This is a genomic window from Shewanella chilikensis, assembly GCF_002836945.1.
In the GTDB taxonomy this organism is placed as follows: Bacteria; Pseudomonadota; Gammaproteobacteria; order Enterobacterales; family Shewanellaceae; genus Shewanella; species Shewanella chilikensis.
This window is the reverse complement of the sequence record NZ_NIJM01000026.1, coordinates 1-18933: the sequence shown is the minus strand read 5'-3', so window position 1 is coordinate 18933 and position 18933 is coordinate 1. Positions and strand designations below refer to the sequence as shown.

The window sequence follows — 18933 nt, the reverse complement described above, 5'->3', positions numbered from 1 at the left end:
GGAGTTGCGGATACGAATTGTCTTCCTAAGACCGCTTGGCCCTCCGACTTGTGACCGGCAGTTCCAACTCAACGAAGGCAGCCTTGTAGTTACGCTCACCGGCAGAGTCGCCACCGTAAGTACCCAGTACTTTGCCGGCAGCTTGCTGCGCATCGCGGCGATCGCTGAATTCCATCTTCTGGTACTCGGCGCCCACAGCGTAACCTATGTCACCGCCTGGCAGGGCAATAGGTGCCAGCGCAGCCCAGGAAATGGCTGTTGCTGTGGTCTTGGAATCCGCCTGACGGGTGGCTGTGTGCAGGAAGCTGTCCAGGGTTGCCTGAGTGGCATTACCGCCCAGAACAAATGGATTGTACAGCCCGGCATCGACGGCTTGCTGCAGGTTGTCTTCAAACACATAGGAGTCTGTGCTTATATCCACCTGCTGATCTGAGTACTGTACGTACCAGTTCAGTGAACCGGCATCCAGCTCCAGGTTCAGCCCTGTCACCACGTCAACAACATCAGACTTGAACGTCGTGCTGCGATCGGCCACGCCTGTCAGACGGTGGTAAGCCTGTACTTCAGTTGCACCGGCCGTGCCATAAGTTGGGTTCAGCGGGTTGTCGGCTGCTATGTACAGGTTGGGGGTCCACAACGCGGTAGAGGAAGTGGTGGACTTGTCACGCATTACAATCGCTTGACCGAACCACTCCAGATTATCAGTGATCTTGTAAGTCAGGTTGCTGAACAAGGAGTCTTTGGTCTGATCCGGCAGGTAATCGGTACCATCAAACATGCTGTAGCCACAACGTGGACCATCTTTACTCTGAACGATTTGATCGGCCGGGCAGTCTTTACCTGGAACATAATCACCAGTGTAGCTTGGCGTCTCAAAGGTTCCATCTTCTTTTTTGCCTGGGCGGGCAGCTACTGGGCGCCAGGTGCCTTCCGGTGCATACAGAGAGCTGCGACCATAAGCTTTATCCCAGTTGGCAGTGAGATGTTCACGCTGGCCACCCTTGAGAGGATCAAATTTCTTATGCTCTATGATAACCAGACTGCTGCTCTTGTCGCTGGTGTTACCAAAGGTCATCGATGCCGACATTTCATCGCGGCCACCCTGAGTTGGGTTGGCGAATTTCAGATCAAATCCGAGGCCGTCATAGTTCTTCTTCAAAATGATGTTGATTACACCGCCAATGGCATCGGAACCATAAATGGCTGATGCACCGTCACGAAGAATTTCAATACGCTCGATGGCGTCCATGGGGATCAGGTTTAGGTTGGTTGCATCGGCACCGAAGGTGGCTGATGGTGCAATCCGGCGACCATTGATCAGGGTCAGGGTACGGTTTGAACCCAGGCCACGCATGCCTGAGCTGGCGTGGTTACTGGCAGAGCTACCTGCGTCACTGATAAAGCTGCCCGCGGTATTGTATGGCATTTGTGCCAGTACCGCAGAAACATCTGTCAGACCGGTTTTGGCTATGTCTTCAGAACTCATTACCGTCACCGGCAGTGCCGATTCCATGTCGGTACGCTTAATGCGCGAGCCGGTAACTTCGATGCGTTCCAGTTGTTGTTCGTTTTCGTTGGCTTGAACAGCGGGTAAGCTAAGAGAGGCTGCTGCAGCGCCGCCAAACAAGGCGAAGCGCACAGCTTTGCTGACACTGAGATTCATCATTTATATCCTTTTATGATATTTATTTTGTCTTTTTGTATTTATTAGGGCCGACATAAAACAATTCGGCGACAAAATGTAACCATTAAGATACAAATAATACAAGCGGTTAAATGCTTATTGACTGTTTTTTTGTTGTAATAAAGATGTAATCAAGTGTTTTTAAATATTATCAAAACAAAGTTTATTTAAGTGAAGAACATAATTTAAACATTGTGGTAACATTTTAGTTGGGAAATTAAGGTGAGCAAATAATAAGCGGCGCGAATGCGCCGCTTATTTACGGGATTAAGTTCTGTTTAATCCGTTTAGAAGGAATAGTTCAAACTAGTGTAGTAGAAGCGGCCGATGTTATCGTACGCAGCTGATCCTGCACTGGTTCCGGTTGAACCATAAGGCAAGTCCTTATCGAATAAATTATCGATACCAAACTTGAGGGTTATGCCGGAATCAAACTGATAACCCAAAGCAACATCACTGATGAAGTAATCGTCGTATTGCATGTTGGAACTTGGGTTGGCATTAAGGGCCAGATCCTTATCTGTGTACAAGCTGACATCATTGACGAAACGGGTACGCCAGTAGCTGAGCCAGTTTTCATACTTGTAGTTCAGAGTCAGGTTAGCCTGCCAATCGGCATATCCCAAAGTACCTGCCAACTCTTCATAATCACTGGGATCATCTTGGAAGGAGAAGTTACGACGTTTTATCAGGTGGGTCGCGATCAGGTTGGCACTGAAATCACCGCCGAGAATATCAGTCTTATAGGCCAGATCCAGGTCAACACCAGCGGCTTCCAGTGATGCCACGTTCAGCGCATGGCTTTGAATCAACGTTATCTGGTGTGATGAAGGATCGCGGGTGATCAATTCACAGTACTGATTATTTATGCCACTGGTTGAATCCAGGCAGCGGTCAACTATGGTTTGCGCGCCGATGGAACTGATGGCATCGTCGATCTTGATGTTCCAGTAATCGAGTGTCATAGATAGACCTTCGATAAATTCAGGCTGGTAGATAAGCCCAACAGTGTAGCTGGTGGACTCTTCTGGTTTCAGTTCCCGGTTACCACTGCTCTTGCCTTCTATCCTTTTGGCATCGTACTCATCATTGAAATCGGCAGGTACACCCATTGCAGCACAGTTCTTACGGCGGGTGGCTGAATCAGCCAATGTATTGAGGTTATCGATACGGCAACTGTCTTTAACACTGAAGTATGTTTGGCTCGGTGCACCGAACAGTTCGCTGATATTCGGAGCTCTAATGGCTTCGGCATAGGTACTGCGCATTCTCAGCTCATCGTTGATTTCCCAGCTTAGACCGGCTTTCCAGGTGGTTGCATTGCCTATGGTGCTGTAATCGGCGAACCGGACTGCCAGATCCATATCCAACTGGCGGATCAGCGGTAAGTCGGCCAGCAGAGGTATTGATACCTCGGCAAATACTTCCTTAACATCGAAATCACCTTTGTCTTCGCCCAAGGCATTGAAGAATGTCCCTCCGGCATTTTTAGGCTCTTTAGTCTCACTTTCTTCTTTGCGGTACTCAACCCCGGTAGACAGGCCTACATAGCCCGCTGGTAATTCAAATAGCCCGGAATTGGTGATGGTGCCACCCAAAACAGTTTGCTTAATCACTGCATTGCCAACAGAAGTGGTATTGATATAGTCAATGGCTTCCTGGCTTGGATTACCGGCACCAAAAATGTTGACCGGTACACAACCTTCAGCGCGGGCGGTTTCGCTGCGACAAACTATGTTACCGTCGAGCATGACGGCATCGAGGGCATTTTGGTAGTTGGCATAGATCAGGTTGTTTTTGTTCACCCGCTCCAGATCTGTCTGACCATAGGTGGCGTACAGATCATAGTCCCAATCGTCGGCCAAGACGCCTTCAAGACCCAACACATAGCGCTGGGTTTCACGGGTGTCGTCTTCTATGCGTTGGCCCAGGTCAGCCATGAAACGGTTGATGACGATTGAATCCAGTGGTTGAGGAGTACCGTCCGCATTCTTGTTGTTCTTCATCAGAGCAACCAGGTTGGGATCCAGATAAGGGTTGTCAATCTTCACTGAGTTAAGCTTATTGCCAAAGAAGAAGGCAGGTTGGCTATAATTACTGGCCTGGCTGTTGACATATTTTGCCTCAAAGTAGAGGTTCATATCGTCATTCAACTGATAATTGCTTTTCAGGTTGAGGTTATAGCGTTTGAACTCGGGCTGCAGATCTTCAAACTGTCTCAAGTTGGTAAAGTCGCAGTCGACACAGTAGTTACCGTCGACTTTTGGGCCTATGTAGACATCACCTATGGTCCCGTCTGGATTGAAGGTTTTCCAGCCATCCAAAAAGAAGGTACCGGCGTTGCTGATCCTGTAGTGTCCGCCGTTTGGCAGGAAATACTTGTCCGGATCAGACGGATTGTTGGAGTCAATGTAATTACCGTTAGCATCCTTGGGTCTATCGGTATTTTTCAGACTGGTAAATGAGGTTCTGGTCTGATCACGATCGAAAGCTCTGAGTCTATCCTGAGCGCTGTATTCCGCAGCGAAGGCGATATTACCGCGACCATCATTAATATCTGTGCCGTAAGAAAGCGAAATTCTGTCTTTACCAAAGTTACTGTCATCAGCCCGACCTTTAATTGCCGAGATATCCAAGCCGACAATATCTTTTTTCAGAATAAAGTTAACTACCCCAGTGACCGCATCTGCACCATAAATGGCCGATGCTCCGCCGGTAATGACTTCTACTTTTTCGACCCAGACACTTGGAATCGTGTTTACGTCAACCGAAGAGCTTCCCGCTGAGCTGGCAACATGACGTTTGCCGTTTACCAACACCAAGGTTCTGTCGGTACCCATGGTACGCAGATCCAACAGGTTGGCACCGGCAGTGCCAATGTAACGGCCAGAGTTGGCAAGGGAATAAGTGTTACCCAGCGCAGGCAACTGGTTGAGGGCTTCACCTATGTTGGTCACACCGGTAGACAGGAGTTCTTCACCTGAGATTACAGTCACTGGCGTTGGCGCTACGGCACCTTCACGAATGATACGTGAGCCTGTGATAGAGATTCGCTCAACGGCTGAATTTGCCGTTTGTTGTTCTTGTTCTGCCGACAATGCTGGTGCGGAATAGGCTGCAGTTGCAACACCACCAATTAACGCAAAGCGCACCGCTTTGGCTAATTTAGAATTAACTTGCATTATATCTCCCTGATACTTATGTATGATTTTTTATTGTCACACCCGAATTAAGTAATAAATGTTTACGGATGTATCAGGAATATAACCTTGCAGAAATAAAAAGTGCAACATAGATGAAACAGATATAAATTGTTTGAATTAATAACAATTAAAATTATGTTGGCAACAAAGATATAACGTACGGTGTTTATTTTTTTAATTGGATGGCAATGTCGTGTTGTGTTTTATTGTTGTTTTTTGTGGGTTTGTTTTTTGATTGTTTTTTGATTGTTTTTTGTTTTTTCTTTGTTATTTTTGTGTTCTTTTGTTTTTTTGTTTAAGAGATATTTTTATTTGTCTAGATACTTGAGTGAATATTTGTTGGCCGTTGAAGATCTGTTAATTTGCCAAAAGCGTGACATGTATCACGCTTTTGGTGTTAATGTAACTCGGTTTTATCATACAGATGACCAGGGGCGGTAGTGTCTGAGGTAACTGATAGCGACGAAGCCGACGATAGCACTGGCTATCACAAGCTCAATATTTCCAAGTAGCGCCAGTGGCCGATGCAGCGATTGCAGCATGGGGTGGCTGTTGCACCAGGCGGCTGTTTTCAGTAGAGCAGTGGCTCCTATCACCATGGGGAAGGTGTAGGCAGCAAACCCTGGGCTGAATGGCAGTCGCAGTAAGTGCAGGAAGGCCAGATAGATGACCAGGGTCATCAGCAGGGCCAGACTCAGCAGCAGGGCGACCAACCAAAGCTCAGGCTCGGGAGTCAGGGTCAAATAGCCGGCCAGAGACAGGCTGGCCGGTGCTGCCAGAATCGCTATGGTCGGCTTGGCTGCATCCGCGACCGGATTACAGAAGATCAAGCGATAGAGCATCACAGGCAGCATCACCAAGTAACTCACCAAGCCGAACATCAGAATGATGTGAGCGATTTGGGCGCCTACTTCGCCGGCTTCGGCGCCGGGAAAGGTCACGGCTGCCACCACCATGCCGATAGGGGGCACGAACCAACTGGGCACCATATGCTCCAGGTTGAAGTCCATTGCTCTATGCAGTACAAAGGCCGCCAGTAAACAGCAGTGAATGGCGATAGCCGTCAACCAGATCAGGAAGCCACACAAAGGAAGATGGATCCCTACGGCTTTGGAGATCACCATCAGTGCCATGGCAAAGGTGGGCAGCACACTGCCGACTACAGGGTGGCGCAGTTCTTCATTCAGTAATTCAGGATGCAGAATGAATTTGACTGTCAGCAGAGACAGTAATATGCCGGCAACCGCCGCGCCCAATACCAGGCCGGGAAATTCTGCTGATACGCTTTCCCAGGCCCAACCCAGGCTGGCGATAGCCAGCGCCAATCCGGCCAGAGGGCTTGGCAGTCGCTTGAAAGCGGCTTTACTAAACTTGGACTCGCGAGTGCTGAGTTCTTCAGTGGTAGTGGCAACGAGTTTCATACTGTGACCTCTAGATTCCAATTTGATGGTCCTAGTCTAAAATCGGTCTTTGATTAATAAAATTGAAATTAAGTTATTCATTGATTCAAATTTATTTAAGCTTGCAGCGCAGCAGAGTATGCCCAAGCCCTATGTCATCGATATCTTCATCGACATAGAAACCCGCCTGTTGCAGTAGTTTCAGCAGTACCTTGGAGTGATACATACGACTGTTGCCATTGGCCATGGCGGTGAAGTAGAGCGAGGTGGCATTGACACAGTAGGCGGAGGCGGCATTGGGCTGCCTGTCCCAAAAGGTTTCCAGAATGCAGAGCTCGGCTGTCTCCGGCATGGCTTTGGCACAAGCCTGCAGGATGGCCAGGATTTGTGCCTCGCTGAAACAGTCGAGGAATTGGCTCATCCAATAAAGATCGCCGTCGGTCACAAAGGGGCCGTCAGGGGCCAGCAGATCGCACGCCAGACCGGATATCCGCTCGTTCAAACCCGCGGCTTTTGCTGCCTCGGCGGCCAGCTTAAGCTGGGGAGCAAGATCCATTATGGTTACCCGGCACTGGGTGTTGTAGCCGGCACATTTCAAGGCCCATTTGCCGGTATTGCCGCCGATATCCACCAAATGAGTCGGCCCTTTGGCAAATATGCGCGGCATCAGGCTGTCAAAGGCATGATCTGAATAATAGTGGTCGAAGGCGAACCAGCTGTGTTTGGCCTCTGTCGGTAACTGGCTCAGGGCTGGATAAATAGTGGGCCAATCGCCGAATACTTTCAGTCCCTCGGGAGAGCCTTGCTCCAGCGCCTGTTGCAGATGAAACAGGCCTTGGTAGCAAATGTCGTGGATAAAATTGAGATTGGTGGCGGCCATATCATCATGCAGCAGAAACCAGCCTGTCTTGTCGAGGATGTAATTGTCTCCCTTGTGCCAAAGCAGCCCCATGGAAAGTGCCATATCAAGCAAAACGCCCAGGGCATATTCAGTTAGCCCGGTTTTTTCTTTGAGTATCTCAAGGCTAATGCCTTCATCGCCGGCGGCATCTATATGTTTGAGGATGTCGAACTGCAGCAGGCAGCGGGTCACCTGAAAACTGACTGGAGCGAAGGCGATTTTTTGTGCTTCAAATTTGGCCTCGAAGGCACTGAGTTTGGCGGGTTCACTAAAAAAGGGCATTGTCTTAGCCGTGGGAAAGGTTCAAAAAGAGTCTTTATGGCGCAAAGCACAAGCCAAGTACAGGCCAGTTGCATAAAACTTTGATCAAGAGGGCAAATATGTGGTTATTACCCCTTTTGATTTCAGGACGAGACGTTGGCATAAAAAAGCCCTCGTCATTAGACAGGGCTTTCAAGTTGCGGTTTATGCTTATTTACTGCACGTTTTCCTGATCGCCGAATTGGCCGACAAACAGGGCTGAGGACAGATAACGCTCAGCGGCCGATGGTAGGATCACTACAATATTCTTGTCTGCAAATTCAGGTAGAGCGGCGATGCGGTTGGCGGCAACGACGGCGGCACCGGAGGAGATACCCACTAAAATGCCTTCTTCTTTCATCAGCCTGTGAGCCATCTCTATCGCTTCGTCATTGGTGACCAGTTCGACCTTGTCAATCAGTTCCAGATCCAGGTTGCCCGGAATAAAGCCGGCGCCTATACCCTGGATCTTGTGCGGACCAGGCTGCACAGGTTGGCCCGCCAGAGTCTGGCTGATTACAGGTGAGTCGGCTGGTTCAACGGCCACAGCAGTGATTGCCTTGCCTTGGGTATTCTTGATATAACGGCTCACCCCTGTGATGGTGCCGCCGGTACCAACACCGGCAACAAATACATCGATTTGACCATCGGTATCGTTCCAGATCTCAGGGCCTGTGGTTTTTTCGTGGATCTCAGGGTTGGCCGGGTTGTCAAACTGCTGCAGCAGTAGATATTTTTCCGGCGCCGATTGACGAATTTCCTCGGCCTTTTCGATGGCTCCTTTCATACCCTTGGCACCATCTGTCAGTACCAGATTGGCGCCCAGAGCCTTGAGCAGCTTGCGGCGCTCGAGACTCATGGTGTTGGGCATGGTCAGAGTCAACTTGTAACCTCTGGCCGCGGCAACATAGGCCAGCGCAATACCCGTATTTCCCGAGGTGGGTTCAATCAGCTCTGTGTCTTTGGTCAACAGGCCTTTTTTCTCGGCGTCCCAAATCATATTGGCACCAATACGGCATTTGACACTGAAGCTTGGGTTGCGGGCTTCTACCTTGGCCAGCACCTTGCCGTTGCTGACGCGGTTAAGACGAACCAGTGGAGTGTTACCAATGGTGTAGGAATTGTCTTCGAAAATTTTGCTCATGGCTTGCTGGCCTCCTTTGATTGCATCCCTAAAGCATAATCCTCATGAGATCAAAGAGAAGTGAATCTTTGTTCTTCTTTATTCTTTTTAGTTATTACATGAATCTCTGTTATTCGTAACTTCGGAGTAAGCCTGTTTCGCTTTATGTTAATCTCAATGCCAAATCCACGTTAACCAAAAAATAACATTCTATTTTAAATAGGAGAATAGCCTTGGATCACACGGGTAATGCCGAGGAGGCAAAGATGAATAGAGCCGGGGAACTGGACGGCTTTAAGCGGTATCCGGGCAAAGATCCCCGCAACATAGTGACGCCGGCCGCATTCAGTGTGGCGCCGGAGCTGCTCTACACCCCCTTGGCAAAACCTTGGAAAAGGGCACTGGCTATCACGATAGACGGTTTGTTGATAGCAGTACTGGCCGAACAGGCCGGCCCGCTGTTTGTGCTTTTGGTGTGCCTGCTGGCTTACTATATACACAATCACGCCAACAGGATCTCCACTTGGGCCAAGGGGCTTTTGTACCTGTTTATGGCGGTGGTTTTGCTTTGGTCTGCGGTGCCGCAGATGATAAAAGTCAACGGCCTGCAAGAGCGTCGCGATAATGAAATTCAGGGGCAGACACTGCTGACCTTGACGCCGCAGCTACTGCGTTTAAGTTTGTGTGAGTACAAGGCCTGCGCTCAACATGAAGCGGGTTTGCTGGTCAATGCCGCGGCTGAGGCAGGGCTGTCACGCACCCAGGTCGAGACCATGCTGCAAGGTGCATTGGATGACCTGCCGCTTGCTGCAGCCGATATTGCGGCGATAAATGCAGACTTGCTGCCGCAGTTGGCTTCAATGAAAACCGAGTCTGTAGCGACGCTCAATGCACAAACCAACGTACAAGCCAATGCAAAGACCGATGCACAAGCCAAGCCGGCACCTACCGAGGATGATTCAAGACTGGAAGCAGAAGAGGACGAGCAGGAGGAAGAGGCACAATACAGTTTGCTCGCTTGGGCCAAGGGGATGCTCAATGATCTCGGGCTTGGATTTGGCTGGGCGGCATTCTATTTTACCTTGTTCACAGCCTGGTTCGATGGTCAGACTTTGGGCAAAAAAATCATGCGGGTGCGGGTGATCGCCCTAGGAGGTGGTAAGCTTTCCCTATGGGACGCCTTTGGCCGTTACGGGGGATACGGCGCAGGCTTTGCCACTGGACTGCTGGGTTTCTTGCAGATTTTTTGGGATGCCAACAGGCAAGCCATCCAGGATAAGATCTCAGCAACAGTTGTCATTGACCTGAGTAAGCCACGCGTGAGTCCGACTGAGACGATGCTGCAGGCGGATCCGGTCACAAAACAATAAGAAGGTAGTTTATGAAGGATGCGATTGTCATTTCCGGTACCGGGCTGTTTACCCCTCCGGAAGGAATAACCAATCAAGAACTGGTGGACAGCTTCAATCAGTATGTTGACCTGTTCAATACCGAGAACAGCGCCCAGATAGATCTTGGCCATGTGGCGGCGCTGAATTATTCATCGAGTGAGTTTATTGAGAAGGCTTCAGGCATTAAACACAGATTTGTGATGGTCAAAGAGGGAATTTTGGATCCTGAAGTCATGATGCCCTTAATCCCAGAGCGTGCCAGCGACAGCCTGTCACTGCAGGCAGAAATGGGCTTGTATGCGGCCAAGCAAGCCCTTGATAACGCTGGCCTCAAGGCGGATGACATTGATTTGGTGATAGTCGCCTGTGCCTACACTCAGCGTGCTTATCCGGCGATGGCGATTGAAATTCAGCAAACCCTCGGTACCCGGGGTTATGGCTTTGATATGCAGGTTGCCTGTTCTTCGGCGACTTTTGCGCTGGTGACAGCGGCCAATGCCATTCGTAGTGGTAGCGCCAGACGTGTGTTGGTCATCAATCCTGAGATATGTTCGGCTCAGGTCAATTATCGTGACCGCGATAGCCACTTTATTTTTGGCGATGTGGCTACAGCCTTGGTATTGGAGCCGGCTGCGACTTGCCGCGCCCAGCAAGCCTTTGAGATTCTGTCGAGCCGCTGCTTTACCCATTATTCGAACAATATCCGCAGTAACTTTGGTTTCCTTAACCGTTGTGATCCGGCTACTTCCGGCGAAGCCGATAAGCTGTTTCATCAACAGGGGCGCAAGGTCTTTAAGGAGCTGTTGCCCATGATATACCAGCATTTGGATGCACAGCTCGAAGAAGCTGGTATCACGCCGGAGCAGTTCAAGCGCCTTTGGCTGCATCAGGCCAATATCAATATGAACCAGTTTGTGGTGAAAAAGCTCCTGGGTGAAACGCCTGAGCCTTTGAAGGCGCCCGTGGTGCTGGATCAATACGCCAATACCGCATCGGCCGGTTCGGTAATCGCTTTCCATAAATATCACCAGGACTTCAAACCGGGGGACTTGGGCCTGTTGAGCTCCTTCGGCGCGGGTTACTCCATCGGCAGTTTAATTCTACGTGCCTGTTAAGGCTGGGCTTTCCGCTGCAATAAAAATGCCTGCAACTGCAGGCATTTTTGTATCTCAATCGGCCTTACGGCGCTTAATCTGGCGCTATGGCCGGATTGCGATAGGCTTCGCGATACTTATCGACCCACATGGAGGTAGCACCGCAAATGGCAACCGGCATCACGATAAAGTTGACTATAGGGATCATGGAAAATAGGGTGACGGCGGCGCCGAAGCTCATACTGCTGCCCTTGGTATTTTTCAGGGCAAACTTCATCTCTTTGAATGCCACCTTGTGGTTATCGAAAGGGTAGTCACAGTATTGGATGCTCATCATCCAGGCACTGAAGATAAACCAGACCACAGGGAAAACGGTTTGACCAATCACCGGGATAAAAAACAGCAGCAGGATCAGTATGGCCCGCGGCAGGTAATACACCAGTTTTTGCCATTCACGGCCGAGGATCCGCGGCAGATCCTTGATTAAATCCAGGGTGCCGCCGGTATTGAGCGGCTTGCCGGTCAACAGTTGCTCTACCTTTTCGGCCAGCAGGCCGTTAAATGGCGCTGCCAGCCAGTTCATCACAGAGCTGAAGATAAACGACAGCAGCACCAGCAGGGTGATAATCGCCAGTGGCCAGAGGATCACATTAAGCCAGCTGAGATAGTCCGGCAGTTGCCCTTCGAGCCAGGCAAACACATTCCCCAGTTGGCCTATGGCAAAATAGATGACCCCGGCAAACAACAGCAGGTTGATCATCAGCGGAATAAACACAAAGCTGCGCAAGCCCGGTTGTTTGATCAGGCTAAAGCCTTCGAGAAAATAGTTGACGCCGCTCTTGGCGGGTCTTGAAGATGCGGACATGTACCACTTACTCTCAATACAAAGAATACTTAGGCCGATTTTGAGCAACTAAGGCCACGAAAACAAGGGAAAAACGCAGCCAAGGGAATAAAAAACGTTACAAAATGCGGCCCGCTTTGCTAAAGTGACAGCGCTTATACAGCTTCTTGGGCCAGGACGGCGGCGTTTCAATCAGGCTATTGAATTTCTTTCAGGATTGGCCCGCAAAACAAAAACAATCGGCACTGACATCCAACGGCAAATATGAGACTCAAACAGATAAAACTCGCTGGCTTCAAGTCATTTGTCGATGCTACCAAAATCCCTTTTCTCAATCCGCTGACGGCCATAATCGGCCCCAATGGCTGTGGTAAATCCAATGTGATTGATGCCGTGCGCTGGGTGCTGGGTGAAAGCTCGGCCAAACACCTGCGCGGTGACTCCATGGCCGATGTTATCTTTAACGGCTCCAGTGCCCGTAAGCCTGTTTCTGTCGCCGGCGTTGAGCTGGTATTCGACAACGCCCTTGGGCGTATCGGCGGCCAGTATGCCAACTACGGTGAAATTTCCGTTAAGCGCCAGGTCTCCCGCGATGGCGAAGCCCTTTATTTTCTCAACGGTCAAAAATGCCGCCGCAAGGATATTACGGATATCTTTATGGGCACCGGCCTTGGACCACGCAGCTACGCCATCATAGGCCAGGGCACCATTTCCCGCTTGATAGAATGTAAACCGCAGGAACTCAGGGTCTTTATTGAAGAGGCCGCAGGTATCTCCCGTTACAAAGAGCGGCGTAAGGACACGGAAAACCGGATTCGCCATACCCGTGAAAACCTTGAGCGCCTGGGGGATATTCGCTCTGAGCTTGGCAAACAGCTGGATAAGTTGACGATTCAGGCCCAGGCCGCCAAACGTTATCGGGAATACAAGCAAAGTGAGCGGCGCTTGCATGCCGAACTCTTGGTGATGCGTTTCTTGGAGCTCAATGAGCAGGCCGAGGCGCAAAACAGCGAGATAGAAAGGCTGGAGACTGAGCTGGCCCAGCAGCAGGCGCAGAAGCAAGAGTTGGAGTTGAGCCTGACTCAGCAAAAGCTGGCTCAGGATGAACTCAGTGAAAAGGAGCAGCGCCAGGTTGCCGATTTTTATCACAACAACACTGAAATTGCCCGTATCGAGCAGCAGCTCAAGTATCTCAAAGAGCGGGATAAACAGCAGGCATCTGAATTGGGTGCGCTGCAACAGCAAATCGCCACATTGAATGAACAGTTGGCTCAGGCCAAACAACAGGAGCAAACCCTGGATGACAGTTTGCAGCAACATTTGCCGCGCCAGGAAGAGCTGGAAGAGCAGCAGTTTGAACTGAGTCAGCAGTATGAAGCGGCACTCTCACAAAGTGAAAGCCTTGCCGGCGAGTTGCAACAGGCGGCGACTGCGGTCAGAGATATCAAGCATCAACAGGAGCTGGCCGCCACCCGGGAGCAGCATCTTAAGCAGCAACATGTCCAGCGCACGGAGCAGCTTGAGAAGCTCAGTGCAAGATTGCCGCAACCTGAGGCCGATAACAGGGCAAACCCGGCTGAGCTTCAGCAGCAGGTCAGCTTGTGTGAGTCACAATTGGCGGCAGCTAAAGCCGATGTCGAACGGCATGGCGCAGAGTTGACCAAGGCCCAGGAGGCGTGGGAGCAGGCAAGACAAGCGGAGCAGCAGTTGGTGCAGCGCCGCTCGGGTCTAACTGGTCGCCTGGAGCTGATAAGTCAGTGGCTCGAAGGCGCCGCTCAAGCAACGCAAGCAACACAAACTGCCTTGACTCAGCTTTGGCAGGACATTCAGGTTGAGGCCGGTTGGGAGCAAGTGGTTGAGGCCTGGCTTGGCCCCTTGATGCGCGCCGCTGTCTATCCTGACTCCAAACCATTTGATGGCCAAGGTTTTGCTCAGACTTATCGCCAGAGTTGGGGGCCGGTCAGCGCTGGCGTCAACTTAAGTCCCTGGCTTAACAGAGTGCGTTGGGCCCAGTCGGCGCAGCAGGCATCCAACATGCTCGAGCAGGGGCTGGCAGAGGGTGAGCTGATCCTCTGCCGCGATGGCAACCTTTTTGCACATGATGTAAAGCTGACGCTCGCCGAGGATGGCCAGTCACTGGTGAAGCTGACCGCCGAGCAGAGCGACATTCAGGCCGAGCTTGATAAGCTTGCAAGCGAGAGCCGGCAGGCGCAGCAGCAAACCACCGCGGCTCAGGATAGATTCAACGAATTAAGGCGGGCTCAGCAGCTCAAGTCCGAGGCGCTGCAGCAACAGCAACTGGCGTTGACCCGCGCGGTGATGGCTTATGAGGCGGCCACCGAGCAGGCGGCGCGTGAGTTCAAACAAAGGCAGCAGACAGAAGCGGAAATCGCTGAGCTGAAAGAGCGCCTCGAGCAGGAGCAGTTTGAGCTGGAGACGCTGATTGAGAGTCAGTTTGCTGCCGATGATACTCTCTATGAGCGCCAGCGGCAGGAGCGATTGCTGAGTGAGCGCCACAACGAGGCCAATCAGCAAAAAAACAGCCTTAAAGTCAGCTTGAGCGAACTCGAGCGCCAGTTAAAAAGCTTGAATGGGACTGTCGTAGAGCAGAAAACCGCCTTGGCGTTGGCAGCGCAGCGGCGTAAACAGTTGACTGAGCAGTTGCAGCAGGCCGAGCACAAGCGCAGGGAATTGCTGGATAAACCGCAGCAAGATGCAGATAGTGCCGAGCTGCAACCGCTGGAGCAACGCCTGGAAGGATTGCTGGCGCAGCAACACAGAATGCAGGCGGAGCTTGAGCATACCCGGGCCAAACTTGCCGAGCGGCAACAGCAGTTGGATCGTACAGCTTTAAAGCAAAAACAACAGCTTGGACAACTGGAGCACTTGACTCAGACAATCAGCACGTTAAAGTTACGTCGCGAGGGATTGAAAGGTCAGGCCGACAGCCAATTGGCGCAGCTCAGTGAGCAGCAGATCAAGCTGCATGAAGTGGCGGCGAACCTGCCGGATGAAGCAAAAATAGCGCCCTGGCAGGACCAGCTGGAATCGGTTAGGCGCAAGATAAGTCGCCTCGGCGCCATTAACCTGGCGGCCATTGAAGAGTATGAGCAGCAAAAAGAGCGTAAGGCTTATCTCGATGCCCAGGATGAAGATCTCAACAAGGCGCTGGCCAGTCTTGAAGAGGCTATCCGTAAGATAGACAAGGAGACCCGCAGTCGCTTTAAGTCGACTTTTGAGCAGGTCAATGCCGGACTGGGAGAGTTGTTTCCCAAGGTATTTGGTGGCGGCAGTGCCTATCTGGCGCTGACAGATGATGATTTACTCGATACTGGAGTGACCATCATGGCCCGGCCACCGGGCAAGAAGAACAGCACAATTCATCTACTTTCGGGTGGAGAAAAGGCGCTGACGGCTTTATCATTGGTGTTTGCGATTTTCAGACTCAACCCGGCGCCTTTTTGTATGCTGGATGAGGTCGATGCACCTTTGGATGACGCCAATGTCGACAGATTCTGCCGTCTTTTGCAGGAGATGTCGGACAGCGTACAGTTTATCTATATCAGCCACAATAAACTCACCATGGAGATGGCTGATCAACTGATAGGTGTCACTATGCATGAGCCGGGTGTCTCTCGCATAGTCGCAGTCGATATTGAAGAAGCGGTGGCTATGGCCGACGCCGGATAACCATAGGAAAACAGGTAACCAATGGAAGATTTGCAACTGGTATTGTCTGTGTTGGGCGCGATTGCCATTATTGCCGTGCTGGTTCACGGTTTCTGGTCTATCCGCAAACAACAGCCCAAGTCGCTTAAAGAAAATCCGCTGACAGGTTTCTATAAGGACCAGGCTCGGCGTGACAGTGAAGGTTTCGATGCCGATGGAATTGGAGAGGTGAGGGTACGTAAAGTCTCACCGGATGAGAAGCCGCCCAAGCTTAAGAGCAGTAAGTTGCGTAAACCCGGTTTTCAGTCACCTCAAGCAGATGAGAGCGAAAGTGAACAGGCGTTTTCCCTATCCGGGGCCAAACCTGAGCCCAGAGTAAACAGTAAACCACAACGGCAGGAGCCTGTGTTGCATCTCGATGATGACCAAGATACGGCCGAAATGCAGATGGAGTTGGGGCTGGGGGCCGATGCACAGACAGGCAACGCCCATTCCACAGTCGAAGCCGAACATCAGGAAAACTGCCAGCCAGAGCCACAACTTGCCACTGAACAACAGACCCGCGAGCAGGCCAAGGAAGAGTCGCGCCACGATGAGTTGCCTGAACCCACAGATGTTTTGGTACTGCATGTGGTTGCCAAAGAGGGCGAGAGCCTCAGCGGCGCTGAGCTGCTGCCTTGCCTGTTGGCGCTGAACTTCAAGTTTGGTGACATGAACATTTTCCATCGCCATGAAGACAACGCCGGCACAGGTCGGGTGCTGTTTTCCCTGGCCAACATGGTTAAGCCCGGGGTGTTTGACCCGGACAACATGGAGCAGTTCAGCACTCAAGGGATAGTTCTGTTTATGACCTTGCCTTGTCATGGCGATCCGCTGATGAACTTTTCCATCATGCTCAACTCCGCCCATCAATTGGCGGATGACCTAGGTGCCGAGCTGCTGGATGGCCAGCGTCAGCCATGGCATCAGGACACCAAACAAGCCTACCTGGGCCGTATTCGGGCTCAGGGCTGATATTCATCAGGGAGCCAGTGTGAGTCTCTCTATCCAAGGCCGCCTCTGCGGCCTTTGTTTTGTGCGGAATTTTTATGCAAGCCATTGAAAACGAAATTGATCAGCTGATAAGCACCATTAACGAGCACAACATTCGCTACTATGTGGATGACAACCCCAGCATTCCCGATGCCGAATATGACCGCCTGATGCAGCGGCTCAGAATGCTGGAGGCCGAGCACCCTGAGCTGCAACGCAGCGACTCGCCAAGCCTCAGAGTCGGTGGGCTGGCGCTGGCCAAGTTTGAACAGGTGACTCACCTTAAACCTATGCTCAGTCTGGACAACGCCTTCAGTGAAGAAGACTTTGCCGCCTTCCATAAACGGGTGACTGACAGAGTAGGCGAGTTCAGCTATTGCTGCGAGCCCAAGCTCGATGGGCTGGCGGTCAGTATCCTCTATCGCGATGGCGTGCTGGAGCGTGCCGCCACCCGTGGCGATGGTGCGGTCGGTGAAGATATTACCGAAAACGTTCGCACCATTCGGGCGGTGCCGCTGAAACTCAGGGGCGATGATTATCCGCCGCTGTTGGAAGTGCGCGGTGAAGTATTCATGCCCAAGGCGGCCTTCGAGGCGCTCAACGAGCGTAACCGGGTCAAGGGAGACAAGCTGTTTGTCAATCCGCGTAATGCCGCTGCCGGCAGTTTGCGGCAGCTGGACTCCAAGATCACTGCCTCTCGGGCACTGGCGTTTTACGCTTATGCATTGGGCGTGGTTGAGCCGGAATCCTTCCCGCTGGCGGACACCCATCTTGGGCAGTTGCAGCAGCTTAAAACCTGGGGATTGCCGGTCAGCAGTGAGATCCGCCTTGCCAAGGACCTCAGCGAAGTGGATGACTACTACCGGGATATTATGGCGCGCCGCAGTGCTTTGGCCTATGAAATCGATGGTGTGGTATTCAAGGTCAACAGCATAGAAGCGCAGCAGACACTGGGATTTGTCTCCCGTGCACCGCGCTGGGCCATCGCTTATAAGTTTCCGGCCCAGGAAGAGATGACTCTGCTCGAAGGGGTCGACTTTCAGGTAGGCCGCACCGGCGCCGTGACACCGGTCGCCAGGCTCAAGCCTGTGTTTGTCGGTGGGGTGACAGTTTCCAACGCCACTTTGCACAACGCCGACGAAATCGCCCGCCTCGGGGTTAAAATTGGCGATACTGTGATCATTCGCCGTGCCGGTGATGTTATCCCGCAAGTGGTTGCTGTGGTGCCGGAAAAAAGACCTGAGGATGCCAACGAGATCCGTTTCCCGGCGCAATGCCCGGTTTGTGGCTCTCAGGTGGAACGCCTCGAGGGGGAAGCCGTGGCCCGCTGCACCGGTGGCCTGTTCTGCGAAGCGCAGCGCAAGGAAGCCATCAAGCACTTTGCTTCTCGCAAGGCGCTGGATATAGATGGCATGGGCGACAAGATAGTCGAGCAGCTGATCGATAAGGAGCTGGTGGAGAGCCCGGCGGATCTGTTCTCTCTCACGGCTTCGGCACTGACCATGCTGGAGCGGATGGGACTCAAGTCGGCCACCAATCTGGTGCAGGCCATAGAAGCGGCCAAGCAAACAACCCTGGCCAAGTTTCTCTACGCCTTGGGGATCCGTGAGGTAGGTGAGTCTACCGCCGCCAACCTGGCGCGGCACTTCAAAGAGCTGGATGCCCTGAGGCAAGCGAGTGTCGAACAGCTTATCGAAGTGGAAGATGTCGGTGCCATAGTGGCTCAGCATGTAGCGCACTTCTTTGCTCAGCCCCACAACCTTGAGGTGATAGATAAACTGCTCGCCGCCGGGGTGACCTGGCCGGCCATCGAAGCGCCGTCTGAAGATGAACAACCGCTCAAGGGCCAGACTTGGGTATTGACCGGCACCCTGAGCCAGATGAGCCGCACTGACGCCAAGGCGCAGCTTGAGGCGCTCGGCGCAAAAGTGTCCGGCAGTGTCTCCAAGAAGACAGACTGCGTGGTGGCCGGCGAGGCCGCTGGCTCCAAATTGACCAAGGCCAATGAGCTTGGGGTTAAGGTGTTGGATGAAGCAGGTTTGCTGGCGCTGCTACAGCCCTGAGCCGAATTTCTCTGCAGCAATCCTGAGCTTAATCCTTCTGCTTAAGCACCGCCAAGCCGCGCAACGTAGATCAGATAAGGATCGGTTGATCGATCCTCCTGATGAGAGACAATCGGAAACCTGTTTGTAGGTTTCCGTTTTTTTATGTCTATGCAAAACTGCTTTGCCGACTTTCTTGGTTATAACTTGGTGAGACGAGAAGCGAGCCAAGCGGCAGTAGAGCATGGTC

11 protein-coding genes are annotated in these 18933 nt (G+C 51.8%); 5 read left to right on the top strand and 6 right to left on the bottom strand.

Translation table 11 applies throughout. The annotated features are described in order from the left end of the window. Positions 1-25: 25 nt before the first annotated feature. The 5 genes from CX651_RS20110 to cysK all read right to left on the bottom strand — a co-directional run bounded on the left by CX651_RS20110 (position 26) and on the right by cysK (position 8632). Positions 26-1666, bottom strand: a complete 1641-nt coding sequence (locus tag CX651_RS20110) for a TonB-dependent receptor plug domain-containing protein (RefSeq protein WP_232788334.1) — start codon at positions 1664-1666, stop codon at positions 26-28. Positions 1667-1971: 305 nt separating this feature from the next. Then, positions 1972-4866: a TonB-dependent receptor domain-containing protein gene (locus CX651_RS11455; RefSeq protein WP_101056122.1), complete on the bottom strand. Its 2895-nt coding sequence runs from the start codon at positions 4864-4866 to the stop codon at positions 1972-1974. A 437-nt stretch (positions 4867-5303) separates the two neighbouring features. Next, positions 5304-6308 (bottom strand): TDT family transporter, encoded by a 1005-nt coding sequence (locus CX651_RS11450; protein ID WP_101056121.1) that lies wholly within the window; start codon positions 6306-6308, stop codon positions 5304-5306. Positions 6309-6399: 91 nt separating this feature from the next. Continuing rightward, a complete protein-coding gene (locus tag CX651_RS11445; RefSeq protein WP_101056119.1) occupies positions 6400-7470 on the bottom strand; it encodes a methyltransferase in 1071 nt (356 codons plus the stop codon). Positions 7471-7663: 193 nt separating this feature from the next. Beyond that, positions 7664-8632, bottom strand: coding sequence for a cysteine synthase A (gene cysK, locus CX651_RS11440; RefSeq protein ID WP_101056117.1), 969 nt, complete (start codon positions 8630-8632; stop codon positions 7664-7666). A 245-nt stretch (positions 8633-8877) separates the two neighbouring features. Here cysK and CX651_RS11435 point away from each other — a divergent pair, with 245 nt between their 5' ends. Together CX651_RS11435 and CX651_RS11430 are read left to right on the top strand one after the other, a co-directional pair. Continuing rightward, a complete protein-coding gene (locus CX651_RS11435) occupies positions 8878-9981 on the top strand; it encodes an RDD family protein (RefSeq protein ID WP_101056115.1) in 1104 nt (367 codons plus the stop codon). Between the two features lie 11 nt (positions 9982-9992). Continuing rightward, on the top strand, positions 9993-11117 hold the full coding sequence (locus CX651_RS11430) for a beta-ketoacyl-ACP synthase III (RefSeq protein ID WP_101056113.1): 1125 nt from the start codon (positions 9993-9995) through the stop codon (positions 11115-11117). A gap of 73 nt (positions 11118-11190) precedes the next feature. Here the strand turns inward: CX651_RS11430 and cysZ are convergent, their stop codons facing one another. Then, positions 11191-11961: a sulfate transporter CysZ gene (gene cysZ / locus CX651_RS11425; RefSeq protein WP_101056112.1), complete on the bottom strand. Its 771-nt coding sequence runs from the start codon at positions 11959-11961 to the stop codon at positions 11191-11193. A 243-nt stretch (positions 11962-12204) separates the two neighbouring features. Here cysZ and CX651_RS11420 point away from each other — a divergent pair, with 243 nt between their 5' ends. The 3 genes from CX651_RS11420 (at position 12205) to ligA (ending at position 18704) form a co-directional block, all read left to right on the top strand. Next, a complete protein-coding gene (locus CX651_RS11420) occupies positions 12205-15630 on the top strand; it encodes a chromosome segregation protein SMC (protein ID WP_101056109.1) in 3426 nt (1141 codons plus the stop codon). A 21-nt stretch (positions 15631-15651) separates the two neighbouring features. Further along, positions 15652-16623 (top strand): cell division protein ZipA, encoded by a 972-nt coding sequence (gene zipA / locus CX651_RS11415; RefSeq protein WP_101056107.1) that lies wholly within the window; start codon positions 15652-15654, stop codon positions 16621-16623. A gap of 74 nt (positions 16624-16697) precedes the next feature. Continuing rightward, positions 16698-18704 carry an NAD-dependent DNA ligase LigA gene (ligA, locus tag CX651_RS11410; RefSeq protein WP_101056106.1) on the top strand — a complete coding sequence of 669 codons (2007 nt, stop codon included), beginning with the start codon at positions 16698-16700 and terminating at the stop codon, positions 18702-18704. The last annotated feature ends 229 nt before the right edge of the window (positions 18705-18933 follow it).

Excerpts from the sequence above, each read along its gene's own strand:
- CX651_RS20110 (WP_232788334.1), bottom strand. The coding sequence starts at position 1,666 with ATGATGAATCTCAGTGTCAGCAAAGCTGTGCGCTTCGCCTTGTTTGGC.
- CX651_RS11455 (WP_101056122.1), bottom strand. The coding sequence starts at position 4,866 with ATGCAAGTTAATTCTAAATTAGCCAAAGCGGTGCGCTTTGCGTTAATT.
- CX651_RS11450 (WP_101056121.1), bottom strand. The coding sequence starts at position 6,308 with ATGAAACTCGTTGCCACTACCACTGAAGAACTCAGCACTCGCGAGTCC.
- CX651_RS11445 (WP_101056119.1), bottom strand. The coding sequence starts at position 7,470 with ATGCCCTTTTTTAGTGAACCCGCCAAACTCAGTGCCTTCGAGGCCAAA.
- cysK (WP_101056117.1), bottom strand. The coding sequence starts at position 8,632 with ATGAGCAAAATTTTCGAAGACAATTCCTACACCATTGGTAACACTCCA.
- CX651_RS11435 (WP_101056115.1), top strand. The coding sequence starts at position 8,878 with ATGAATAGAGCCGGGGAACTGGACGGCTTTAAGCGGTATCCGGGCAAA.
- CX651_RS11430 (WP_101056113.1), top strand. The coding sequence starts at position 9,993 with ATGAAGGATGCGATTGTCATTTCCGGTACCGGGCTGTTTACCCCTCCG.
- cysZ (WP_101056112.1), bottom strand. The coding sequence starts at position 11,961 with ATGTCCGCATCTTCAAGACCCGCCAAGAGCGGCGTCAACTATTTTCTC.
- CX651_RS11420 (WP_101056109.1), top strand. The coding sequence starts at position 12,205 with ATGAGACTCAAACAGATAAAACTCGCTGGCTTCAAGTCATTTGTCGAT.
- zipA (WP_101056107.1), top strand. The coding sequence starts at position 15,652 with ATGGAAGATTTGCAACTGGTATTGTCTGTGTTGGGCGCGATTGCCATT.
- ligA (WP_101056106.1), top strand. The coding sequence starts at position 16,698 with ATGCAAGCCATTGAAAACGAAATTGATCAGCTGATAAGCACCATTAAC.